The 20289-nt window shown below is 70.4% G+C and carries 23 protein-coding genes and 1 pseudogene; 11 read left to right on the forward strand and 13 right to left on the reverse strand.

The genetic code is table 11. The annotated features are described in order from the left end of the window. Both MKK53_RS11070 and pgeF read right to left on the reverse strand, forming a co-directional pair. Positions 1–210 (reverse strand): annotated as a pseudogene (locus MKK53_RS11070) (porin family protein); the annotation flags it as partial. 241 nt (positions 211–451) lie between these two features. Beyond that, complete coding sequence (gene pgeF / locus MKK53_RS11075; RefSeq protein WP_243928755.1) at positions 452–1234, reverse strand: peptidoglycan editing factor PgeF; 783 nt, start codon at positions 1232–1234, stop codon at positions 452–454. 135 nt (positions 1235–1369) lie between these two features. On the opposite strand from pgeF, the gene MKK53_RS11080 reads away from it, so the two are divergent. Continuing rightward, positions 1370–1558 (forward strand): hypothetical protein, encoded by a 189-nt coding sequence (locus MKK53_RS11080; protein ID WP_243928756.1) that lies wholly within the window; start codon positions 1370–1372, stop codon positions 1556–1558. A gap of 52 nt (positions 1559–1610) precedes the next feature. Here the strand turns inward: MKK53_RS11080 and MKK53_RS11085 are convergent, their stop codons facing one another. From MKK53_RS11085 to rpsF, 10 genes are all read right to left on the reverse strand, one after another. Beyond that, a complete protein-coding gene (locus MKK53_RS11085; RefSeq protein ID WP_243928757.1) occupies positions 1611–2681 on the reverse strand; it encodes a class I SAM-dependent methyltransferase in 1071 nt (356 codons plus the stop codon). Then, positions 2678–3580 carry a prolipoprotein diacylglyceryl transferase gene (lgt, locus tag MKK53_RS11090; protein ID WP_243928758.1) on the reverse strand — a complete coding sequence of 301 codons (903 nt, stop codon included), beginning with the start codon at positions 3578–3580 and terminating at the stop codon, positions 2678–2680. Before lgt ends, MKK53_RS11085 begins: the two co-directional genes overlap by 4 nt. Positions 3581–3624: 44 nt before the next feature. Next, positions 3625–4512 carry a VOC family protein gene (locus MKK53_RS11095; protein ID WP_243928759.1) on the reverse strand — a complete coding sequence of 296 codons (888 nt, stop codon included), beginning with the start codon at positions 4510–4512 and terminating at the stop codon, positions 3625–3627. Beyond that, positions 4509–5411, reverse strand: coding sequence for an SMP-30/gluconolactonase/LRE family protein (locus MKK53_RS11100; protein ID WP_243928760.1), 903 nt, complete (start codon positions 5409–5411; stop codon positions 4509–4511). The genes MKK53_RS11095 and MKK53_RS11100 overlap by 4 nt, the downstream gene beginning before the upstream one ends. 10 nt (positions 5412–5421) lie before the next feature. Further along, positions 5422–6027 (reverse strand): cupin domain-containing protein, encoded by a 606-nt coding sequence (locus MKK53_RS11105; protein WP_243928761.1) that lies wholly within the window; start codon positions 6025–6027, stop codon positions 5422–5424. A gap of 114 nt (positions 6028–6141) precedes the next feature. Beyond that, positions 6142–7629 (reverse strand): replicative DNA helicase, encoded by a 1488-nt coding sequence (locus tag MKK53_RS11110; RefSeq protein WP_243928762.1) that lies wholly within the window; start codon positions 7627–7629, stop codon positions 6142–6144. Positions 7630–7882: 253 nt separating this feature from the next. Next, positions 7883–8455 (reverse strand): 50S ribosomal protein L9, encoded by a 573-nt coding sequence (rplI, locus tag MKK53_RS11115; RefSeq protein WP_243928763.1) that lies wholly within the window; start codon positions 8453–8455, stop codon positions 7883–7885. A 45-nt stretch (positions 8456–8500) separates the two neighbouring features. Then, positions 8501–9514 (reverse strand): DUF2232 domain-containing protein, encoded by a 1014-nt coding sequence (locus tag MKK53_RS11120; protein WP_243928764.1) that lies wholly within the window; start codon positions 9512–9514, stop codon positions 8501–8503. Positions 9515–9641: 127 nt separating this feature from the next. After that, positions 9642–9893: a 30S ribosomal protein S18 gene (gene rpsR / locus MKK53_RS11125; RefSeq protein WP_066921788.1), complete on the reverse strand. Its 252-nt coding sequence runs from the start codon at positions 9891–9893 to the stop codon at positions 9642–9644. A gap of 2 nt (positions 9894–9895) precedes the next feature. Beyond that, positions 9896–10315: a 30S ribosomal protein S6 gene (rpsF, locus tag MKK53_RS11130; RefSeq protein WP_243928765.1), complete on the reverse strand. Its 420-nt coding sequence runs from the start codon at positions 10313–10315 to the stop codon at positions 9896–9898. A gap of 364 nt (positions 10316–10679) precedes the next feature. Here rpsF and MKK53_RS11135 point away from each other — a divergent pair, with 364 nt between their 5' ends. The 7 genes from MKK53_RS11135 (at position 10680) to MKK53_RS11165 (ending at position 16478) form a co-directional block, all read left to right on the forward strand. After that, positions 10680–11426 carry a pyridoxine 5'-phosphate synthase gene (locus MKK53_RS11135; RefSeq protein ID WP_243928766.1) on the forward strand — a complete coding sequence of 249 codons (747 nt, stop codon included), beginning with the start codon at positions 10680–10682 and terminating at the stop codon, positions 11424–11426. Further along, a complete protein-coding gene (gene acpS / locus MKK53_RS11140) occupies positions 11423–11821 on the forward strand; it encodes a holo-ACP synthase (RefSeq protein WP_243928767.1) in 399 nt (132 codons plus the stop codon). The genes MKK53_RS11135 and acpS overlap by 4 nt, the downstream gene beginning before the upstream one ends. A gap of 167 nt (positions 11822–11988) precedes the next feature. Beyond that, a complete protein-coding gene (gene lepB, locus MKK53_RS11145; RefSeq protein WP_243928768.1) occupies positions 11989–12774 on the forward strand; it encodes a signal peptidase I in 786 nt (261 codons plus the stop codon). Then, positions 12771–13538: a ribonuclease III gene (gene rnc / locus MKK53_RS11150; RefSeq protein WP_243928769.1), complete on the forward strand. Its 768-nt coding sequence runs from the start codon at positions 12771–12773 to the stop codon at positions 13536–13538. The genes lepB and rnc overlap by 4 nt, the downstream gene beginning before the upstream one ends. Further along, the gene (era, locus tag MKK53_RS11155) at positions 13535–14509 is read left to right on the forward strand and encodes a GTPase Era (RefSeq protein WP_243928770.1); all 975 of its coding nucleotides are present in this window, start codon (positions 13535–13537) and stop codon (positions 14507–14509) included. Before rnc ends, era begins: the two co-directional genes overlap by 4 nt. Positions 14510–14838: 329 nt before the next feature. After that, on the forward strand, positions 14839–15741 hold the full coding sequence (locus MKK53_RS11160) for a class I SAM-dependent methyltransferase (RefSeq protein ID WP_243928797.1): 903 nt from the start codon (positions 14839–14841) through the stop codon (positions 15739–15741). Continuing rightward, positions 15738–16478: a pseudouridine synthase gene (locus MKK53_RS11165; protein WP_243928771.1), complete on the forward strand. Its 741-nt coding sequence runs from the start codon at positions 15738–15740 to the stop codon at positions 16476–16478. The genes MKK53_RS11160 and MKK53_RS11165 overlap by 4 nt, the downstream gene beginning before the upstream one ends. On the opposite strand, the gene MKK53_RS11170 is transcribed toward MKK53_RS11165, so the two are convergent. Beyond that, the gene (locus MKK53_RS11170) at positions 16462–16719 is read right to left on the reverse strand and encodes a CCDC90 family protein (protein WP_243928772.1); all 258 of its coding nucleotides are present in this window, start codon (positions 16717–16719) and stop codon (positions 16462–16464) included. The two genes, MKK53_RS11165 and MKK53_RS11170, sit on opposite strands and share 17 nt — an antisense overlap. Positions 16720–16961: 242 nt before the next feature. On the opposite strand from MKK53_RS11170, the gene MKK53_RS11175 reads away from it, so the two are divergent. The 3 genes from MKK53_RS11175 (at position 16962) to pyrH (ending at position 20269) form a co-directional block, all read left to right on the forward strand. Continuing rightward, a complete protein-coding gene (locus tag MKK53_RS11175; RefSeq protein WP_243928773.1) occupies positions 16962–18032 on the forward strand; it encodes a 30S ribosomal protein S2 in 1071 nt (356 codons plus the stop codon). 140 nt (positions 18033–18172) lie between these two features. Further along, positions 18173–19099 carry a translation elongation factor Ts gene (tsf, locus tag MKK53_RS11180; RefSeq protein WP_243928774.1) on the forward strand — a complete coding sequence of 309 codons (927 nt, stop codon included), beginning with the start codon at positions 18173–18175 and terminating at the stop codon, positions 19097–19099. A 447-nt stretch (positions 19100–19546) separates the two neighbouring features. After that, on the forward strand, positions 19547–20269 hold the full coding sequence (gene pyrH / locus MKK53_RS11185; protein WP_243928775.1) for a UMP kinase: 723 nt from the start codon (positions 19547–19549) through the stop codon (positions 20267–20269). Positions 20270–20289: the final 20 nt, after the last annotated feature.

The following is a 20289-nucleotide window of genomic DNA, read 5'->3' on the forward strand; positions in this document are numbered from 1 at the left end:
GACGCCGACGACGGTCGGGCCGCGGCTGGAGGAGGCATCGAAGCCGTAGCCGGCGTTGAAACCGGCGTAGAAGCCCGTCCAGGTGAAGACCGGAACCGGGGTGAAGACCGGCGGCGGCGCAGCGCGGCGCGGAAGGTCGGCGGCCGAAGCGGCCACGGTCATGCCGGCGAGCCCGACGAGGGCGGTCGTGGCGCGAAGGAAAGCTCTCATAATACGGTCCTCATGGGTGAACCGGCCGAGCCGGTTCGAACTGGTTGATCCAGCGGTTCCGAGGTCGCTTTTCGCTTTGCGATGCCACCAGCCGCTTGCGCGGCCCCTTGAGGCGGCTCGCCTTTGTCCTCGGTTCCTTGACACCTTAAACGCACCCGAATGGTCAAGGTTCGCTTGCTGCCACGCTTTTTTTGCGGCGCGGCCGTGCGCAAAATGTCGCACCCCCTCGGCGGGGTGGAACTTACGGAGCGAGGGAGATCGCCGAAATCAGGCGGCCGTAGTCGGGCTCGCTCCGGTGGGTGGTGCGCCGGAAGCTGTAGAATCGCTCGGGATCCGCATAGGTGCAAAGGCCGAGGGATCTGGCCTTTCCGATGCCGGCCTCGCCCAGGCGGGCCAGGATGAAGCCGGGCAGGTCGAACTGCCGGTGATCCGGGCGCTGGCCGGGGCCGAGGTAGCGTTCCATCCCCGCCGCCTCGGCGGTGAATCGCGCCACGAAATCCGGCCCGACCTCGTAATTCGCCTGACTGATCGTCGGACCCAGCACCGCCACGATGGACGGGCGGTGCGCCCCCAGGCGCTCCATCGCCGCGACCGTCGCGCCGATCACCCCCGTGAGCGCGCCCTTCCAGCCGGCATGGGCGGCCCCGATCACCCGGTTCGCGGGATCGGCGAACAGGATCGGCCCGCAATCGGCGGTGGCGATGCCGAGGGCGAGGCCCGGCACCCGCGTCACCATCGCATCGGCCTTCGGACGCTCGCCGGCCGGAAACGGCTCCTCGACCGTGACCACGTCGGCGGAATGGACCTGATACAGGCTGACCAGCCGGTCGGCCGGTAACCCCAGGGCCGCGCACATCCGCAAGCGATTCGCCGCGACGCACTCCGGGAGGTCGCCCGAGCCGAGGCCACCGTTGAGCGAGGCGTAGATCCCCTCCGATACGCCGCCGGCCCGCGTGAAGAAGGCGTGGCGGATCGCGGCATGGGAGGAGAGGTCCGGCGCCTCGATGAACTGGCCTGCGGTCATGGGCTCGCCTTCCCTCCGTTCGGTCCGCTCCGATAGCGCAGGGCACCCTGCGTGGCGATGTGATACTGATGTTGCAGTGCCGCATTATATCGGTATGGCCGGCCGCGGTCGGCGCCACCTCCGAGAGGGACCGCCATGCGGAACACGGACGACAATCAGCGGCCGAACGATTCTGCGCCGCACAAGATACCGGGCGCCCTCAGGCCCCCGGTGCCCTGGGACGGCAACCCCGCCCCCGTGGCGCCGGCCGAGGATGCCGAGGCGGCCGGGCAACGGGAGCCCCGCAAGACCGCCCCGTCCGGTTTCAGCTCGTTCGAGAGCTGAGCCATCACGCCGGAGCGCGTCCCGCCTTTGCGCGATGCGCCCCGGAACCCGCTCAGGCGGGGGCGAGGCCGGGGAGCGGCCCGAGGCCCGGTGCCGCGATGGCCATGACCTTGAACAGGCACCCCATCCCTTCGGGCCGGCGATCCGTCAGCCTCGCCACGGCGGCGTCGATCGCGTCGGCCTGGGTGGCGTCCGCCCTCAGCTTCAGTCGCCCGGCCCGCTCGTGCAGGCCCAGGCCCGTGAGGAAGTCGGCCTGATCGACCGGGCCGTGGACCGCCGCCCCGGCCTCCCGGGCGGCGAGGCCCAAGGCGGCGAAGTCGACATGGCAGGTCAGGTCCGCCTCGCCGGGGGCGGCGAGGGGATCGGCGAAGGCATGGTCCGCCAGGGCCTGGAGCGTGTCGCCGTATCCGGGGCGGACATGCCCGTAATCGACCAACAGCAGAACGCCCCCCTGTGCGCAGACCCGGCGCGCAAGGCCGCGCACCAGGGCGAGGGCAGGCCCCGGCACCGAGACCACCGCCCCCGTCGGCATGTCGGCCGCGATCCCCGCCACCGGTTCGGGGGAGAGCCCGAAGGCGAGGCCGGCATCCTCCCCGAGCCCCACCAGCCGCTCGTGCCAGCCGGCGGCGGTGCGGACGAACTGGCGGACGGGCAGGCAATCGAAGAACTCGTTGGCGAGGATGATCGCCGGGCCGTCAGGCAGGGTGTCGGGGCTGTCATGCCAAGTGGCCCCGGTGCCCGCGAGGCGCTGCGCCTGCGCCTGCCGCAGCACCTCGCTCGTCTCCACGAGATGGGGGGCAATGCGCGTGCCGGGCGCTGCGGAGGCCAACGCCCGCAGGGCATCGGCCATCAGGGTGCCCCGTCCCGGCCCCAGCTCCGCCAGGAGGAGGGGGGCCGGCGCGCCCATCGCCCGGTGGACCCAGGCGGCCCAGGCGCCGATCAGCTCCCCGAACATCTGCGAGATCTCGGGGGCGGTGGTGAAGTCCCCCCGGGCGCCGAGGGGGTCCCGGGTGCGGTAATAGCCGTGGACCGGGTGGCCGAGGCACAGGGCCATGTACCGGTCGATCCCGATGGGCCCGGTCTCGCGGATGAGGGCCGCGATCTCGCGTCCGAGCGGGCTCACGCCTTGGCCCGGGCGGCCTGCGCCTCCTCCGTCGCCTCGGCTTCCGCGGTCCGCTTCGGCCGGGTGCGGCCGGTGGCGGCCAGGACGATGTAGGTCAGCCCCACGAGCGCCATGGGGACGCAGAGCAGCATCCCCATCGTGACGCCGCCGCCCATGGGCCCGACCCCGTCGCCGAACAGGAAGCCGAGCTGCGCGTCCGGCTCGCGGAAGAATTCGCAGCCCGTCCGCGCGAGGGCATAGCCCAGGACGAAGATGCCGCCCAGAAGCCCCGGCTTGCGGAAGCCGAACCGCCGGGCGCACACGGCCATGACGATGAACAGGAGCAGCCCTTCGGTGGCCGCCTCGTAGAGCTGGCTCGGATGGCGCGGCACCGGGCCGCCGGTGGGGAAGACGATGGCGTAGGGGAAATCGGGGGCCACCCGGCCCCACAGCTCGCCGTTCACGAAGTTCGCGATGCGGCCGAAGAACAGGCCGATGGGCACCACCACCGCGCCGATGTCGAGGAGCGTGTAGCCGTTGAGGCCGCGGGACCGGGCGAAGAGCAGGAACGCCAGGATCGCCCCCAGGAACCCGCCGTGGAAGGACATGCCGCCGTTGCGGATCGCCAGGATCTCGATCGGGTCGGCGATGTACATCGGCAGATTGTAGAACAGCACGTAGCCGATGCGCCCGCCGAGGACGACGCCGAGCGCCACCCAGACCACGAGGTCGTCGATATCCGTGGGGACCGGGCGCTTCACGACACCCCACAGCCTGTCGGCCATAACGAGGCGGCGGGCGTAGTACCACCCGCCGATCAGGCCGGCGATGTACGCCAGGGCGTACCACTTGATGGTGATCGGCCCGATCGCGATGGCGACGGGATCGATCGCCGGGAAGGGCAGGGCGAGGATCGGCATCGGCTGGGTCTCCGCGGGCGGAGTGGCGCCACCGGCCCCCGGCGTCAACCCCGGCGCAGGATGAGGAACCCGTGACCGTCCGGGCCGGCGAGGTAGCAGACGCTCCCGTCCGAGGAGAGCCGCGCACCCGGGAGCGATCGCGCGAGAGCGGCCGGATCCTCGGACGAGACGACGAAGCGCGTGCTCGCCCTGTCGGCCGGGCCGGAGGTTCGCGTCGGTTGGCTCGGCGCGGGGGCACGGTAGTGCAGAAGCTCCACATGCGGCGTGGGCTCGGGCGGAGACAGGGCGACCACGTCCACCACCGGATCGGGCAGCCCGTCGAGCCTCGCCTGTTCCGGCCCCCGGTTCAGGCCGCGCTCGGACACTGTGAGGCCGAGCCCCGTGAGGAAGCCGATGGCGCCGTCGAGGTCGGTGACGGTGATGGCCGAATGGTCGATGCCGAGGAACAGGCCGGGCGCGTCGGCCCAACGTGCGGCGGGCTCGCCGCCGGGGAAGTGTATGAGTTCGAGCGGGTGCCCGTCCGGGTCGCGGAACTTGTAGGCGCTGACGCCCCCCGATGCCGGGGGCAAGATCTGCGGCCCGCCCCGGCTGATCGGTGCGGGGGCGAGGGATTCGAGCCGGGCGAAGGCCGCACCCATGTCGCGGACGGGGATCGCCAGATGCTGGAACACCGGATCGGTGGCATCGGCTCCGGCGGGGTAGGGGGCCCCCGGCGGGGTGAGGGACAGGAACGCCACGCGCTGGCGGCCCAGCGCCATCCGGAGGCGCAGACCCCTCCGCCCGGCCAAGCCCAGCGCCTCCGCCTCGGCCGCGGGCAGCGGCTCCGGCGGTCCCTCCCGCACGAAGCCGAGCCCGTCCCGGTAGAAGGCCTCGGTGGCATCGAGGTCGGCGACCGTCCGGTCGAAGCGCAGGATCGCCCCGATGCCGCTCACGGCCGGCTCGCCCCACGCACATTGGTGTGGATGGCGTAGACCGTGTGCGAGGCGCACAGGAACAGCCGGCTGCGGTGGCGCCCGCCAAAGGTGAGGTTCGCGACGGTGGAGGGCACGAGGATCTTGCCCAGCAGCTCCCCGCCCGGGTCGATGCAGTGGACGCCGTCGCCCGCGCTCGACCAGAGGTTGCCGTCCTCGTCGCAGCGTATCCCGTCCGCATTGCCGGGGGCGATGGTGCAGAACACCCGGCCGCCGGAGAGCCGGCCGTCATCGCCCACCTCGAACACGCGGATGTGCTGCACCGGTTCGGCCGCGAACTGGAGGCCGGTCTCGACGATGTAGAGCAGGCGTTCGTCGGGGGAGAAGCACAGGCCGTTCGGCCCCTGGAAGTCGTCGGCCACCACCGTCAGCGAGCCGTCCCGGGGGTCGAACCGGTAGACCGAGGCCGGCAGCTCCGCCTCCTGCTTGCCGCCCTCGTAGTCGGTCTGAATCCCGTAATGCGGATCGCTGAACCAGATCGTGCCGTCCGACTTCACGACGACGTCGTTCGGCGAGTTGAGCCGCCGGCCCTCGTAGCGGTCGGCCAGGGTGGTGATGCGCCCGTCGAGCTCGGTGCGGTGGATGCGCCGGCCCCGGTGGGCGCAGGACAGCAGCCGGCCCTCCCGGTCGCGGGTGTGGCCGTTCTCGAAGTCGCTGTCCCGGCGGAACACGCTGAGGCCGCCATCCTCGCTCCAGCGCATCACCCGGTTGTTCGGCAGGTCGGAGAACAGAAGCTCGTTCCGGTCCCCGAACCAGACCGGCCCCTCGGTCCAGCGGAAGCCCTCGCCGAGGGTCTCCAGCTGCGCGTTCGGAAGGATGCAGCGCTTGAAGCGCGGCTGGGTCAGGTCGTAGCCATCCATGGCGGGCCGCTCACTTGAAGCGGCCGGGCCGGTCGACCGTCGGCTCCACATCGAGCCCCGTGACGATCATCGTGCAGGGCGCGTCGCCCACGGTGCCGGAGAGATGGCCCTTCTTGCCGTCGCGCTCCTTGGTGCCCTGGTCCTCGCCCATCATCAATTCGCCCGGGCCCATCTCGACGCGGGTGCCGTCCATCGTCTCCACGAACCAGCGGCCGGAGAGGATGGCGATCCATTGCGGGCGGGGGTTCTCGTGCCACTGCCCCACCCAGCCCACCGGGAGGACGGTGAAGGTGACGCCCGCCTGGGACTTCTCCTGCTTGTCGTTCCATTGCGGCGCGGTCTGCGGATCGACGCCCTCGAACTTGAACTGGGTGAGGTCGCACTTCACCTGCCGGCTGACCCCATCCGCGTCGGTGTAGACATGCCAGTAGGACATCGTCGGAGGGGTCGGCTCGCTCATCGTCGCTCCTTGCGCCGCCTCGTGCGGTCCCCCCGGCAACGTGGATCGCGGCGGCGGGTTGCCGCCCGCCATCGCAGGGGAGGGCGGAACGAGGGGCAGGGCTGCGCCCCCCGCCGCGATGGCGAGGGCTTGGCGGCGGTTCAAACGGTCGGCCAAGGAAACACTCCGTCATTGCGAGCGGAGCGAAGCAATCCGGTGGCGCCACGTTCGGGGATGCCCCGCTGCCCTGGATTGCTTCGCTCCGCTCGCAATGACGAGTGGGACCGGCACTTACATCCTGTCGGGCAGGCGGTCTTCCTGGGCGAGGTCCGAGAACCGCGTGATGTTGGCGTCGAACTGCAGCTCCACCGTGCCGGTCGGGCCGTGGCGCTGCTTGCCGATGATCACCTCGGCCTTGCCGTGGACGCGCTGCATCTCGGCCTCCCAGGCGAAGAACTCCTCCGTGCCCTCCCGCGGCTTCTTGTTGCCGACATAGTATTCCTCGCGGAACACGAACATCACCACGTCGGCGTCCTGCTCGATGGAGCCCGATTCGCGCAGGTCCGAGAGCTGCGGGCGCTTGTCGTCGCGGTTCTCCACCTGACGGGAGAGCTGGGACAGGGCGATCACCGGCACCGCCAGCTCCTTGGCCAGGGCCTTCAGGCCGGTGGTGATCTCGGTCATCTCCTGGACGCGGTTGTCGCTGCGCTTGCCCGAGCCGGAGAGGAGCTGGAGGTAGTCGATGATGAGGACGTCGAGGCCCTTCTGGCGCTTCAGCCGGCGGGCACGGGCGGCGAGCTGCGCGATGGAGATGCCGCCCGTCTGGTCGATGTAGAACGGGATGGTCTGCATCTCCCGGGCGGCATCGGTGATCTTGTAGAAATCCTCCGGCCGGATGTCGCCGCGGCGGATCTTGTAGGAGGCCACGCCCGATTGCTCGGCGATGATGCGGGTGGCGAGCTGTTCGGCCGACATTTCGAGGGAGAAGAACCCGACGATGCCGCCGTTCACCGTGCGGATGGTCCCGTCCTGATGCTTCTCGCCCCGGTACGCCTTGGCGACGTTGAACGCGATGTTGGTGACGAGGGAGGTCTTGCCCATGGCCGGGCGGCCGGCGAGGATGATCAGGTCGGACGATTGCAGGCCGCCCATCTTCGCATCGAGGTCGCTGAGGCCGGTGGCGATGCCGGAGAGCTTGCCGTCCCGCTGGTAGGCCTTGGCCGCCATGTCGACGGCGGCGGTGAGCGCGTCGGAGAACTTCTGGAAGCCGCCGTCGTACTTGCCCGCCTCGGCGAGTTCGTAGAGCCGCCGCTCCGTCTCCTCGATCTGGTCCCGGGGGGCCTGCTCCACGGGCGCCTCGTAGGCGCCGTTCACCAGTTCCTCGCCGATGGCGATCAGCCGGCGGCGGATCGCGAGGTCGTAGATCGTGCGGCCGTACTCGGCCGCGTTGATCACCGTGGTCGCGTCGGCGGCCAGCCGGGCGAGGTACTGGATCACCGTCTGCCCGCCGAAATCGGCATCGCCGAGATAGGTCTTCATGGTGATCGGCGTCGCGAGCTTGCCGGATTTGATCAGCGAGGCTGCGACGGTGAAGATCTGCTGGTGAGCATCCTCCATGAAGTGCTCGGAGAGGAGGAAGTCCGAGACCCTGTAATAGGCGTCGTTGTTCACGAGGAGGGCGCCGAGCAGCGCCTGCTCCGCATCGATGTTGTGCGGGGCGACGCGGTACTCCGCCTTCACCGCTTCGAGTTTGGCCGTGATCGCGTTCGGCAGTGCCATCGGCGGAACGTCTCCCGTCTGGCGCCCGAGCGGCGCATCTCACATCCCGACCATCGCCCCGAGTGGTTGACCGAAGCTTAGCCGATGAGCACGCATCGGGGTGTTCCCGGATGCGCGAATGCCCGCCGACTCGAAAGCGGGCGGGCATCCATGCTGGAACAAACGTGGAACATGTCAAGCGGTGACGGCGGATGTCCCCGCTATCACCGCTGTGCCGGTGCCCTCGCCCCCCGGGATGGGGAGGCAGCGGCAATCAGCCCCGGTCGTCCGCGCCCTCGCCGGCATCGGCCAGCGCCGCACCGACCTCGAGGCCGAGGTCGTCGAGGTTGAACGAATCGCGCTCGATCACGGCCTCGCCGCGGGCCTGACGCTCGGCCTCCTCGGGGCTGCGGGCGATGTTGACGGTGATCTCGACCTCGACCTCCGGGTGGAGGGTCACCGGCACCTTGAACAGGCCCAGGGTCTTGATCGGGTGGTTGAGGATGATCTGGTTGCGCTCGACGGAGTAGCCGTCCTTCGTCACGATCTCGGCGAGGTCGCGGGTCGAGACGGAGCCGTAGAGCACGCCGGTCTCACCGGACTGGCGGATGAGCATGAAGCTCTGGCCATTCAGCTTCTCGGCGATGGCCTCGGCGTCCTTCTTGCGGTCGAGGTTGCGGGCCTCGAGCTGGGCGCGCTGCGCCTCGAAGTGCTTCTTGTTGGACGCGGTGGCGCGCAGGGCCTTGCCGCGGGCCAGCAGGAAGTTGCGGGCGAAGCCGGGGCGGACGTTCACGGTCTCGCCCATCTGGCCGAGCTTGGCGACGCGTTCGAGCAGGATCACTTCCATGGTCTGTCTCCTTCTGGGATCTTTGGGGCCGTTCGGCCCCGGGGGTCACGGCGCCGCGGGGCCCTTGGGCACGGAGGCCTTGGGCCGGCGGCGGTCGAGGACGGTGTCGGCGAGGCCGAAAAGGGTGAGGGCGATCAGGGCGATGCCCTGGGTCACGAACAGGACGACGTACATCCCGAACAGCATCAGGGCCCGGCCGGGGCGCCCACGGGAACGGTCGTGGAAGGCGGCCAGCCCCTGGAGCGCGAACACGGCGGTGAAGGCGCCGACCAGGGCGACGCCGAGGACGCCCGCATAGCCGGGGGCAAAGCTCAGCACGAACGCGGTCGCCAGGGCGCCGAGGCAGGTGCGGGGCATCTTGGTGGAGGGCAGGTCCGGCCAGGGGCGCATGAGGCGCCCGGAGATCCGCACGATCCGCGCGGCGGCCCAGAGGTAGAAGGTCAGCAGCATGGCGAGGCCGTGGGCGGCCAGCGCCGGCACCACGGTCGCGAAGGCGTCGGCCAGCTCGTCGCGGGTGACCTCGGCACCGTCCTCCTGCGCCGCATCGGGGGCGGCTTCGCCTGCCTCGGCCGGCGGCGTCTGCCGGGCGGCGGCGGGCCGGGGCGCGGGGCTGCGGGATTCCACCAAGGTGTGCGAGAGCTTCTGGAGCTGCGCCTCGTAGGCCGCATAGTTCGGCGAGGACAGGACGGCGATGGAGATGAACGCGAGCGCCGCCGTGGCCGCGATCCAGCCGAGCAGGCGGCCGGTCGGGTACCATTCGAGGCCCGCTTCGGTTTCCCGGCCCAGCAGCGCGAGGTAGGCGAGCCACCACGCGGGCAGGGCGATGTAGGCGGCGAAGGCGAGCCCCATGAAGGGCTGGATGACCGCCATCAGCACGAGGCTGCCGGTGGCCGCGGCGGCCAGGGCCGCCCGCTGGCTCCAGCCCAGGCCGACGATCAGGATCGGCAGCGGGGCGAGCAGGTAGAGGGTGATGGCGAGGCCGGTTCCCTTCAGCAGGACGCCGAACAGGAGTGCGGACACGAGGCCCGCGCCGATGCCGATGAGGATGTTGTGTCCCATGGGTTCCGCTGTCCCCCCGCCCGCGAGGGAGGGGTTAGGGGCCTGCACCGTGCCCCAACGATCGAGCGGGTTCGCCGCCCTCTCAGAGCCGGCCCGGACATGCCGGGCCGGCGGTTCTCTCAGGAGACTACTTGATCACGTAGGGGAGCAGGCCGAGGAAGCGCGAGCGCTTGATCGCCTGGGCGAGCTCACGCTGCTTCTTGGCCGACACCGCCGTGATGCGGGATGGGACGATCTTGCCGCGCTCCGACACGTAGCGGGAGAGCAGCTTCACGTCCTTGTAGTCGATCTTCGGCGCGTTCGCGCCGGAGAAGGGGCAGGTCTTCCGACGACGGAAGAAGGGACGACGGCCGCCGCCGCCACCAGCACCGAAAGCCATGATCAGTTCTCCCCGCCGAAGCCGCCGCCACCGCCGCCGCCACCGAAGCCGTCGTCGTCACGACGCCGGCCACGCTCACGGTCCTTGCGGTCGTCGCGGTCGCGCTTCTGCATCATCGCGGACGGCTCGGAATCGAGTTCCTCGACCCGCACCGTCATGAAACGCAGGATGTCTTCCGAAATCTGCATCTGACGCTCCATCTCGGCGATGGCCGCGGGCGGCGCATCGATGTTGAGGAGCGCGAAGTGCGCCTTCCGGTTCTTCTTGATGCGGTAGGCGAGGGACTTGACGCCCCACATCTCGATCTTCTCGAGACGCCCGCCGTTCTGCTCGATGACGCCCTTGTAGGTGTCGATCATCGTCTCGACCTGCTGGGACGTCACATCCTGGCGCGCCAGGAGCACGTGCTCGTAGAGAGGCATTCCGGGCCTTTCGTCGTCAAAGGAGGCCCGACCGCTCGCGCGGGTGATTCGGGCCGGTTCGTTCCGCATGTCGCTCGGCGCCAAGCCCTTCGAGCCGTATTTCAAGGCCCGAGCGGTTGATCGAAGGCGGAGACACGGGACAACGGGATAGAAGTCAGTGACGACTCGCCCCTGTGCCGCAAGCGGCACCGTCCGTTCAGCCCCCGGCCGGAGCGAACGCGAAGGGGGCCGCATAATGGGTTTTGCCCCGCCCCGCAACCCTCGGCGGCGCATTCCGAGACGGCCCGAGGCCGGGACTTGCGGTGGCCACGGGGAGCCGACAGGTAGGGTGAGAGCCCTCCGCTCCACCCCGGACGCGCCCGCCATGACCGTTTCGCAGCTCCGCCTCGGCGTCAACGTCGATCACGTCGCCACCGTCCGTAACGCCCGCGGCGGGGCCTATCCCGACCCTGTGCGGGCGGCCCGGCTCGCCGTCGAGGCCGGGGCGGACGGGATCACGGCGCACCTGCGCGAGGATCGCCGCCACATCCGCGATGCCGACATCGCGGCGCTGAAGGCCAACCTCACCGTGCCCCTCAACTTCGAGATGGGGGCGACCGACGAGATGATCGCCATCGCCATCGCGACGGAGCCGCACGCGGCCTGCCTCGTGCCCGAGAAGCGCGAGGAGCGCACCACCGAGGGCGGGCTCGACATCGTCGGCGGGCGCGACCACCTCGCCCCGCGCATCCGCGCCCTCGCCGAAGCCGGGATCCGCGTCTCGCTGTTCGTGGAGCCGGAGCCGGAGGTGATGGAGGCGGCCAGGGCGCTGGGCGCACCCGTGGTCGAACTGCACACCGGGAGCTATTGCGAGGCGGCCATGGCCGGCGATGCCGCGGCCGTGGCGCACGAGCTGGCCCGCCTCCGCCGGGCTGCCGCGCACGGGGCCGGGCTCGGCCTGGAGATCCATGCCGGGCACGGCCTCACCACCGACAGCGTCGGGCCGGTCGCCGCCATCCCACAGATCCGCGAGCTCAACATCGGCCACGCCCTCATCGCCGACGCCATCTTCGTCGGGCTGGCGCAGGCGATCCGCGATATGCGCGCGGCCATGGACGGGGCCCGCGGATGATCCTCGGCATCGGCTCCGACCTCTGCGACATCCGCCGCATCGAGAAGACCCTCGCCCGCCACGGCGAGCGGTTCACCCACCGGGTGTTCACCGACGGCGAGCGGGCGCGCTGCGACAGGCGGGCGGCCCGCGCCGAGGGCTATGCCCGGCGCTTCGCCGCCAAGGAGGCCTGCGCGAAGGCCCTCGGCACCGGCCTAAGCGAGGGGGTGTTCTGGCGCGACATGGAGGTGGTGAACCTGCCCTCCGGACAGCCGACCCTGCGCCTCGCCGGCGGTGCGGCCGAGCGGTTGGCGGCGCTCGTCCCCGCGGGCCACGCCGCGCGGATCCACGTCTCCCTGACGGATGACCCGCCGCTGGCCCAGGCCTTCGTGGTCATCGAGGCCGTCCGGGATTAGGATGGGACCCCTGCGCGTTGCGGGTGGCCCGTTCATGGTTTAGATCGCCGCACCCAGCGGACACGATGGCGGCGCAATCCTCGCGAATGAGATGCGCACGGAGCCGCCACGCCCAGCCTCGCCCCGGCGGCGCAGGGCGGTAACGGTCGATCAGTAGGAACGTGCGCGTGAATCACGAGGGTAAGTCGCTCGCCAAGCCGGGGGAAGCCGGCACATGGGCGAGCATCCGTGAGACCCTGAAGGTCGGCATCCAGGCGCTCCTCATCGCGCTGGTCGTGCGGACGCTGCTGTTCCAGCCCTTCAACATCCCCTCGGGCTCGCTGGTGCCGACGCTGCTGATCGGCGACTACCTGTTCGTCTCGAAGTATTCCTACGGCTACTCGAAGTTCTCGCTGCCCCTGTCGGAATACATCCCGATCGAGGCGAACGGCCGCGTCTGGGCGGCCGAGCCGAAGCGCGGCGACATCGCGGTGTTCAAGCTGCCCAAGGACAACTCGACAGACTACATCAAGCGGGTGATCGGCCTGCCCGGCGACAAGATCCAGATGATCGACGGGGTGCTGAACATCAACGGCCAGCCCGTGAAGCGCGAGCGCATCGCCGACTACGAGACCGCCGACGCCTACGGCCAGCCGACCAAGGTGCCCCAATACATGGAGACCCTGCCCAACGGCGTGGTCCACCGGGTGATCGAGCGGGACGGGGACAACGGATTCTGGGACCGGACCGAGCAGTACACCGTCCCCGCCGGCCACTTCTTCATGATGGGTGACAACCGCGACAACTCCACCGATTCGCGCGACCTCGCCAATGTCGGCTACGTACCGTTCGCCAACTTCGTCGGGCGCGCCGAGATGATCTTCTTCTCCATCGACGAGGGGACGCCCGCCTGGCAGATCTGGAACTGGCCGGCCCACGTGCGCTGGACGCGCCTGTTCTCGACGATCCATTGAGCGCGGACGCGACCTCGGCACCGCGCGCCTCGGCGCGGGCGAAGCGGGCTCACAAGCCCCGCCCGCCGCTGTCCGAACTCGAACAGAAGATCGGCCACGTCTTCGCGGACAAGGACCTGCTCGGCCGGGCGCTCACCCATACGAGCAAGGCGTCGGGCCGCAACGGCAGCTACCAGCGCCTCGAATTCCTGGGCGACCGGGTCCTGGGTCTCGCCGTCGCGGAGGGCCTCTACGCGGCCCTGCCCGATGCCGACGAGGGCGACCTCTCCCGCCAGCTCGCGGGCCTCGTCCGGCGCGAGACCTGCGCGGCCGTCGCGGGAACCTGGGGCGTCGGCCCTCACCTCATCCTCGGCCAGGGCGAGGTGATGGGCGGCGGACGGCGCAACCAGACCATCCTCGCCGACGTCTGCGAGGCGATTCTCGGGGCGATCTACCTGGATGCCGGCTTCGACGCCGCCCGCGCCGTCGTGGAGGCGCATTTCCGCCCGGCCGAGCCCGGCACGGCGCCCCGCGGGCGCGACGCGAAATCGACCCTGCAGGAATGGGCCATGAGCCGCGGCCTGCCGATTCCCACCTACGCCATCGCGGAGCGCACGGGGCCCGACCACGCGCCGCATTTCCGCATGGCGGTGCAGGTGGAGGGGCTTGAACCCGGCTTCGGCGAGGGCACCTCGAAGCGGGTGGCCGAGCAGGCCGCCGCCGGGGCGCTCCTCGCCCGCGAAGGCATTACGGCGGTGGGTGAAGCCGCCGCGGAGACGCTATGACCGATCAGGACCTCCCCGAGGAAGACGGCCCGGCGCCGCGCCCCCTCAAACCCTCCACGCTTCCGGGCACTCCCTCCGACGCCCGCGCGGGCTTCGTCGCGCTGATCGGCGTGCCGAATGCCGGCAAGTCGACCCTGCTCAACAACATCGTCGGGACCAAGGTCTCCATCGTCTCGCGCAAGGTGCAGACCACCCGCGCCCTGGTCCGGGGCATCGTGATCGAGGGCTCGGCCCAGATCGTGCTGGTGGACACGCCCGGCATCTTCGCGCCCAAGCGCCGCCTCGACCGGGCGATGGTCCATTCCGCCTGGAGCGGCGCGGCGGACGCGGACGCGGTGTGCCTGCTGGTCGATGCCCGGAAGGGTGTCGATGAAGAAGTGGAGGCGATCCTCTCGCGCCTCGGCGACGTCCGCCGGGACAAGCTGCTGATCCTCAACAAGATCGATCTGATCCCGCGGGAGCGGCTCCTCGCCCTCGCCGCCCAGCTCAACGCGGCGGCGCCCTTCGCCGAGACCTTCATGATCTCGGCGCTCAAGGGCGATGGCGTCGCGGACCTGCGCAAGGCGCTCGCCTCCCGAATGCCGCCGGGCCCGTGGCTCTACCCGGAGGATCAGGTCTCCGACGCCCCCCTGCGGATGCTCGCCGCCGAGATCACCCGCGAGAAGATCTACGACCGCCTGCATGAGGAGCTGCCCTACCGCTCCACGGTCGAGACCGACCAGTGGCAGGTGAAGGCCGACGGCTCCGTACGGATCGAGCAGACGATCTTCGTGGAGCGGGAGAGCCAGCGGGCCATCGTGCTCGGGCATGGCGGGCAGACCATTCGGTCGATCGGTCAGGCGGCGCGCATCGAGATCGCGGAGGCGGCTGACGCGACGGTCCACCTGTTCCTGCATGTGAAGGTCCGCGAGAACTGGGCCGACGACCCGGCCCGCTACCGGGAGATGGGGCTGGAATTCCCCCGGGGCTGAGGCTCCGCCGGGCCCCTTGCGCCCACATCTTCATGGCAAGGCGGAGCCGAAGCGATCCAGAGCGCGAGTCATCGGGACGAGTCGCGCCGCACTGGATTGCTTCGCTCCACGCGCGATGACGAAATGGGACAGGACGAAGGCCCGATGCACTGAAGAAGGCGGCAAACAATCTGTCCGGACCGATGGCCGCCATGACCGGGCGAGGCTGGGCGGGGGGACGCCGCCGGTGTATCAAAAGTCATCCCCCGATTCCGAGTTTGGCGCGCGCGCTGCCGGGCTGCGTGAGGGAATCGGCTTTGTCCTCTCGCTCGCTCGACTGCCCCTGAATGATGCCCCACGCCGTCTACGGCCTGCCGCCCGTCGACCTCGCCGAACACCCCGATGACGCGATTCAGGTTTCGCCGCTCGTGGTCGATTCGGCACGTCTCGAGGACATCGCCGATGCCACCCTCGACGGGGCGACCGTCTTCGCCCCCGCCGGCACGATCGAGCGGCGCTACGTCCTGGCCCACGTGCTGCGCGCCCTGGCGCCGGGCGCGCGGCTGATCGCCCTCGCGCCGAAGGACCGGGGCGGTGCCCGCCTCGCCAAGGAGCTCGCCGCCTTCGGCTGCCCGGCCGCCGACCAGCCGAAGCGCCACCACCGGATCTGCACGGCGATCCGCCCCGGCGCCCTGAGCGGGCTCGACGCCGCCATCGACGAGGGCGGCCCGCGCCATATCGACAACCTCGCCCTGTGCACGCAGCCGGGCGTCTTCTCCTGGGACCGGCTCGATCCCGGCACCGCCCTGCTGATGGGCCGCCTGCCGGCCCTCAAGGGCAAGGGCGTCGACCTCGGCTGCGGCCTCGGCCTGCTCGGCCGGGCGGTGCTCGGGTCCACGGCGGTCACCGAGATCACCCTGATCGACCTCGACCGGCGCGCCATCGAGATGGCCCGGCGCAACGTGGCCGACCCGCGGGCGCGGATCGTCTGGGGGGATCTCCGCAAGGGGGGGCTTCCCACCGGCCTCGATTTCGCGGTGAGCAACCCGCCCTTCCACGACGGGGGCGGCGAGGATCAGGCGCTCGGCAAGGCCTTCATCCAGCGCGCGGCCGAGGTCCTGCGGCCGGGGGGCGCCCTGTGGCTCGTGGCCAATGCGCACCTGCCCTACGAGGCGAGCCTGCGCGAGCGGTTCCGCGCGGTGGAGGCGGTGGCGCAGGAGGGCGGCTACAAGGTGTTCGAGGCGCGCAAGTGACCGCCAAGGCCGTCCGCCTCGACAAGCTCCTCGCCAATCTCGGGTACGGGTCCCGGCGGGAGATCCAGGGTCTGGCCCGGATGGGCGAGATCCGCCTCGACGGCGGGGCGTTGTCCGATGCCGGCGCCCGCATCGCCCTGACGCCGGACCTGCCGGCCCGCCTCACGGTGCAGGATACGCCCCTCGACCCGCTGCCCGGCCTGTGCCTGATGCTGCACAAGCCGGTGGGCGTCACGTGCTCGCACAAGGAGGCCGGTCCGCTGGTCTACGGGCTGCTGCCGGAGCGGTGGCGGCGCCGGGAGCCGCCCCTCTCGACTGTCGGGCGCCTCGACAAGGAGACGTCCGGCCTGCTTCTCCTCACCGACGACGGCGGCCTGCTGCACCGGATCATCTCGCCCAAGGCCAACGTCGCCAAGCGCTATCAGGTGACACTGGCCCGCCCGCTCAAGGGCGACGAGGAAGCCGCGCTCGCCGCCGGCACGCTGATGCTCGACGGGGAGGACAGGCCCCTCCTGCCGGTGGCGATGGAGACCCATGACCCGACCCATTGCGCCGTCACGCTGACGGAGGGCCGCTACCATCAGGTGCGCCGGATGTTCGCGGCGCTCGGCAACCATGTGGAGGCGTTGCACCGGGACCGGGTCGGCGGCCTCGACCTCCCGGCCGACCTGCCGGCGGGGGAGTTCCGCATCCTCGGGGAGGCGGACATCGCCGCGTTGTTCAGTGCAGGACTTTGACGAAGGCGAGCACCACGCCGAGAATCGCCAGCGTCTCTAAGCCGATGAGGCCCGCGACCCAGCGGATGATCTCCGAGCGGGTCTCGGCCAATTCGGCGCGTAGATCGGACTTGGCGACGAAATCGCCCTGCAGGGCTTCCGACATGGCGTCGGCCAGCCCCTCGGCCTGCTCAGGGGAAAGCTTCGCCTTCTCACCAAGGGCGCAAACGAAGCGAAGGGTGTCGAAGGTGACGGCAGTCATGGCACCGTGTGGTGTGCCGCCGAATCCACGGGCTGCAAGACCGCCCGCGAGCGGCCGGGAATGCTCCGGACGACGCAGGCTGATCCCTCCGCAGACTTGCCACCGGCCGCCGGTTCTGCTACCCGCCCGACCCATCCCACACGCGGAGCCGGCCCCATGATTCAATGGGGCGCCTTCCGGTGGCCGGTCCGCAAGGCCGGTCGCATCCCTCCGCGGCGGATCCAACCGGAGAAAGAGTGAATATGGCCGTCGACTTTTCCATGCGTCAGCTGCTCGAAGCAGGCGCCCACTTCGGACACCAGTCGCACCGCTGGAACCCGAAGATGCAGCCCTACATCTTCGGCACCCGCAACAACATCCACATCATCGACCTCGCCCAGACCGTGCCGGCGATGCACCAGGCGCTCCAGGCCGTGAGCGACACCGTGGCCCGCGGCGGCCGCGTGCTGTTCGTCGGCACCAAGCGCCAGGCCGCCGACACGATCGCCGAGGCCGCCCGCCGCTCGGCCCAGTACTACGTCAACTCCCGCTGGCTCGGCGGCACGCTGACCAACTGGAAGACGATTTCGGGCTCGATCTCGCGCCTGCGCAAGGTCTCCGAGACCCTGGAGACCGGCGGCCCGGGCCTGACCAAGAAGGAGCGCCTGATGCTGTCCCGTGAGAAGGACAAGCTGGAGAAGGCGCTCGGCGGCATCAAGGACATGGGCGGCGTGCCGGACCTGCTGTTCGTGATCGACACCAACAAGGAGCAGCTGGCGATCAAGGAGGCCAACCGCCTCGGCATCCCGGTCGCCGCTGTGGTGGACACCAACTGCAACCCCGACGGCATCACCTACGTCGTGCCGGCGAACGACGACGCGGGCCGGGCCATCGCCCTGTACTGCGACCTGATCGCCCGCGCCGCCATCGACGGCATCTCCCGCGCCCAGGGTTCGTCGGGCATCGACATGGGCGCCTCCGAGGAGCCGATGGCCGAAGAGCTGCCGGCCAACGACGACGCCGCCCCGGCCTCCGTCGCCACCGACGCCCTCGACCCGGCCGATGTGGCGATGCTCGCCGAGTCGACCGAGCATTTCGAGCTGCTCGCCGCCCCCCGCGGCGCCCCCGACGACCTGACCAAGCTGAACGGCGCGGGCCCGCAGATCGTCCAGAAGCTCAACGATGCCGGCATCTACCACTACTGGCAGATCGCCGCGATGACGGCGGACGAGGTGGCCAAGGTCGATGCCGACCTGAAGCTCAACGGCCGTATCGACCGCGACTCGTGGGTCTCCCAGGCCCGCGGTTTCGTCGAGGCCGCCGCCGCGGCCTGATCGGCCCCGGAGAACGGCCGGCCGTCATCGGCCGGTCGTGATCCCAGGCATATCGCCCAAGCATACCGGGCCCGGCCGCTCGCCCTGAGCGCCGGGCCTCTCTCATCCAACCGCCCTCAACTGCTCGAAAGGAACCGGCCATGGCCAACATCACCGCCGCGATGGTGAAGGAGCTGCGCGAGAAGACCGGCGCCGGCATGATGGACTGCAAGGGCGCCCTCAACGAGACGCAGGGCGACATCGAGGCCGCCGTCGACTGGCTGCGGAAGAAGGGTCTCGCCAAGGCCGCCAAGAAGGCCGGCCGCGTCGCCGCCGAGGGCCTCGTGGCCGTCGAGTCCTCCGGCCATCACGCCGCCGTGGTCGAGGTGAACTCCGAGACCGACTTCGTCGCCCGCAACGACGGCTTCCAGGCCTTCGTCCGCGAGGCCGCCAAGATCGCCCTCGACACCGACGGCACCGTCGAGGGCCTGCAGAACGCGTCGTTCCCGGGCTCGTCCGAGACCGTCTCGACCCATCTCCAGACCCTGATCGCCACGATCGGCGAGAACATGAACCTGCGCCGCGTCGCCAAGCTCGACGTGACCAAGGGCGTGATCGCCTCCTACGTGCACAATCAGGTCACCGAGGGCCTCGGCAAGATCGGCGTGCTCGTGGCGCTCGAGTCCGAGGGTGACGTGGACGCCCTCTCGTCCCTCGGCCGCCAGATCGCCATGCACGTGGCGGCGACGAACCCGGTCGCCCTCGATGCCTCCGGCGTCGATGCCGCCACCGTGGAGCGCGAGTCGAACATCCTGCGTGAGAAGAACGCCGGCAAGCCGGACCACGTCATGCAGAAGATCATCGAGAGCGGTCTGAAGTCCTACTACAAGGAGGTCACCCTCCTCGAGCAGCCCTTCGTCCACGACGGCTCGAAGACGATCTCGCAGGTGCTCAAGGAAGCCGCCGGCAAGGTCGGCGGGCCGGTGACCCTGAAGGGCTTCGTCCGCTACGCGCTGGGTGAAGGCATCGAGAAGGAAGAGGGTCCGGACTTCGCCACCGAAGTCGCCCAGCAGGCCGGTCGCGCCTGATCCGACCGCCGCGTCGGAACGAGAAGCCCGCCGGGTCCGCCCCGGCGGGCTTTCTCATGGCCGCGGCGGGCATGGTGGCCCGGCCCGACGGGGGCCACGCGGACGATCGCTGCGCCGCAATAATCCCGGGCGCCGGGTGCCGGGACGCACAGCCCACGGGGCCCCTGCCACGGTAGGGTGCAGCATGATCTCCAAAAGCTTCAGCTACCTCATGATCGGCGTCTTCGCCTCCGGCCTTCTCATGACCGCCGCGGGCGTGGTCGGAGTCGTCTCCGGCCATTGACGCCCCCCGGCGCTCCGGCGCCGGAAACCCTTCGCGGATGCAACAGGAAACGCCGGGCCAGCATGCTGGTCCGGCGATTTCACGTGCCGCGCACCCTCGACGCCGCGGCAACGTCTGACGTAGAAGCTGCCGCCCGGCGGATCGGGCAGGCACGAGGACTCGAGATGCCCGGATCGACGCCATTCCGTCGTGTGCTCGTGAAGCTCTCCGGAGAGGCCCTTGCGGCCCCCGACGGCTACTGGCTCCACCCGCCGACCCTGGCCGCGCTCGCGGAGGACATCGCCCGCTCCATCGAGAAGGGGACGGAGATCGCCGTCGTCGTCGGCGGGGGCAACATGATCCGCGGCGCCCGCATCTCGGCCGCGGGCTGGATCGACCGGGCGACGGGCGATTCCCTCGGGATGATGGCGACGGTGATGAACTCGCTGGCCATCGAGACGGCCCTGAACGCGGCCGGCGTGCCGGCGCGGACGATGTCCGCCGTGTCGATGCCGACGATCTGCGAGACCTATGCCCGCCAGCCGGCCCTGCACCATCTCGACAAGGGGCAGGTGGTGGTCCTGGCGGGGGGCACGGGCAACCCGTACTTCACCACGGACACCGCCGCCGTCCTGCGCGCCGCCGAGCTGCGCTGCGATGCGGTGCTGAAGGCGACGCAGGTGGACGGGGTCTATTCGGCCGACCCGAAGAAGGACCCCACCGCCACCCGCTACGACCGCATCACCCACGACGAAGCCATCGCCCGCGACCTGAAGGTGATGGATACCGCCGCCTTCGCCCTGGCGCGGGAGAGCAAGCTGTCGATCATCGTCGGCTCGGTGCACGCGCCGAGCTCGATCGCCGCGATCCTGGCGGGCGAGGCGCCGTCCACCCACGTCGTGCCCTGAGCGCGCGCCGGTGCGATCCG

This window comes from Methylobacterium sp. J-076, from assembly GCF_022829405.1.
Classification (GTDB): Bacteria; Pseudomonadota; Alphaproteobacteria; order Rhizobiales; family Beijerinckiaceae; genus Methylobacterium.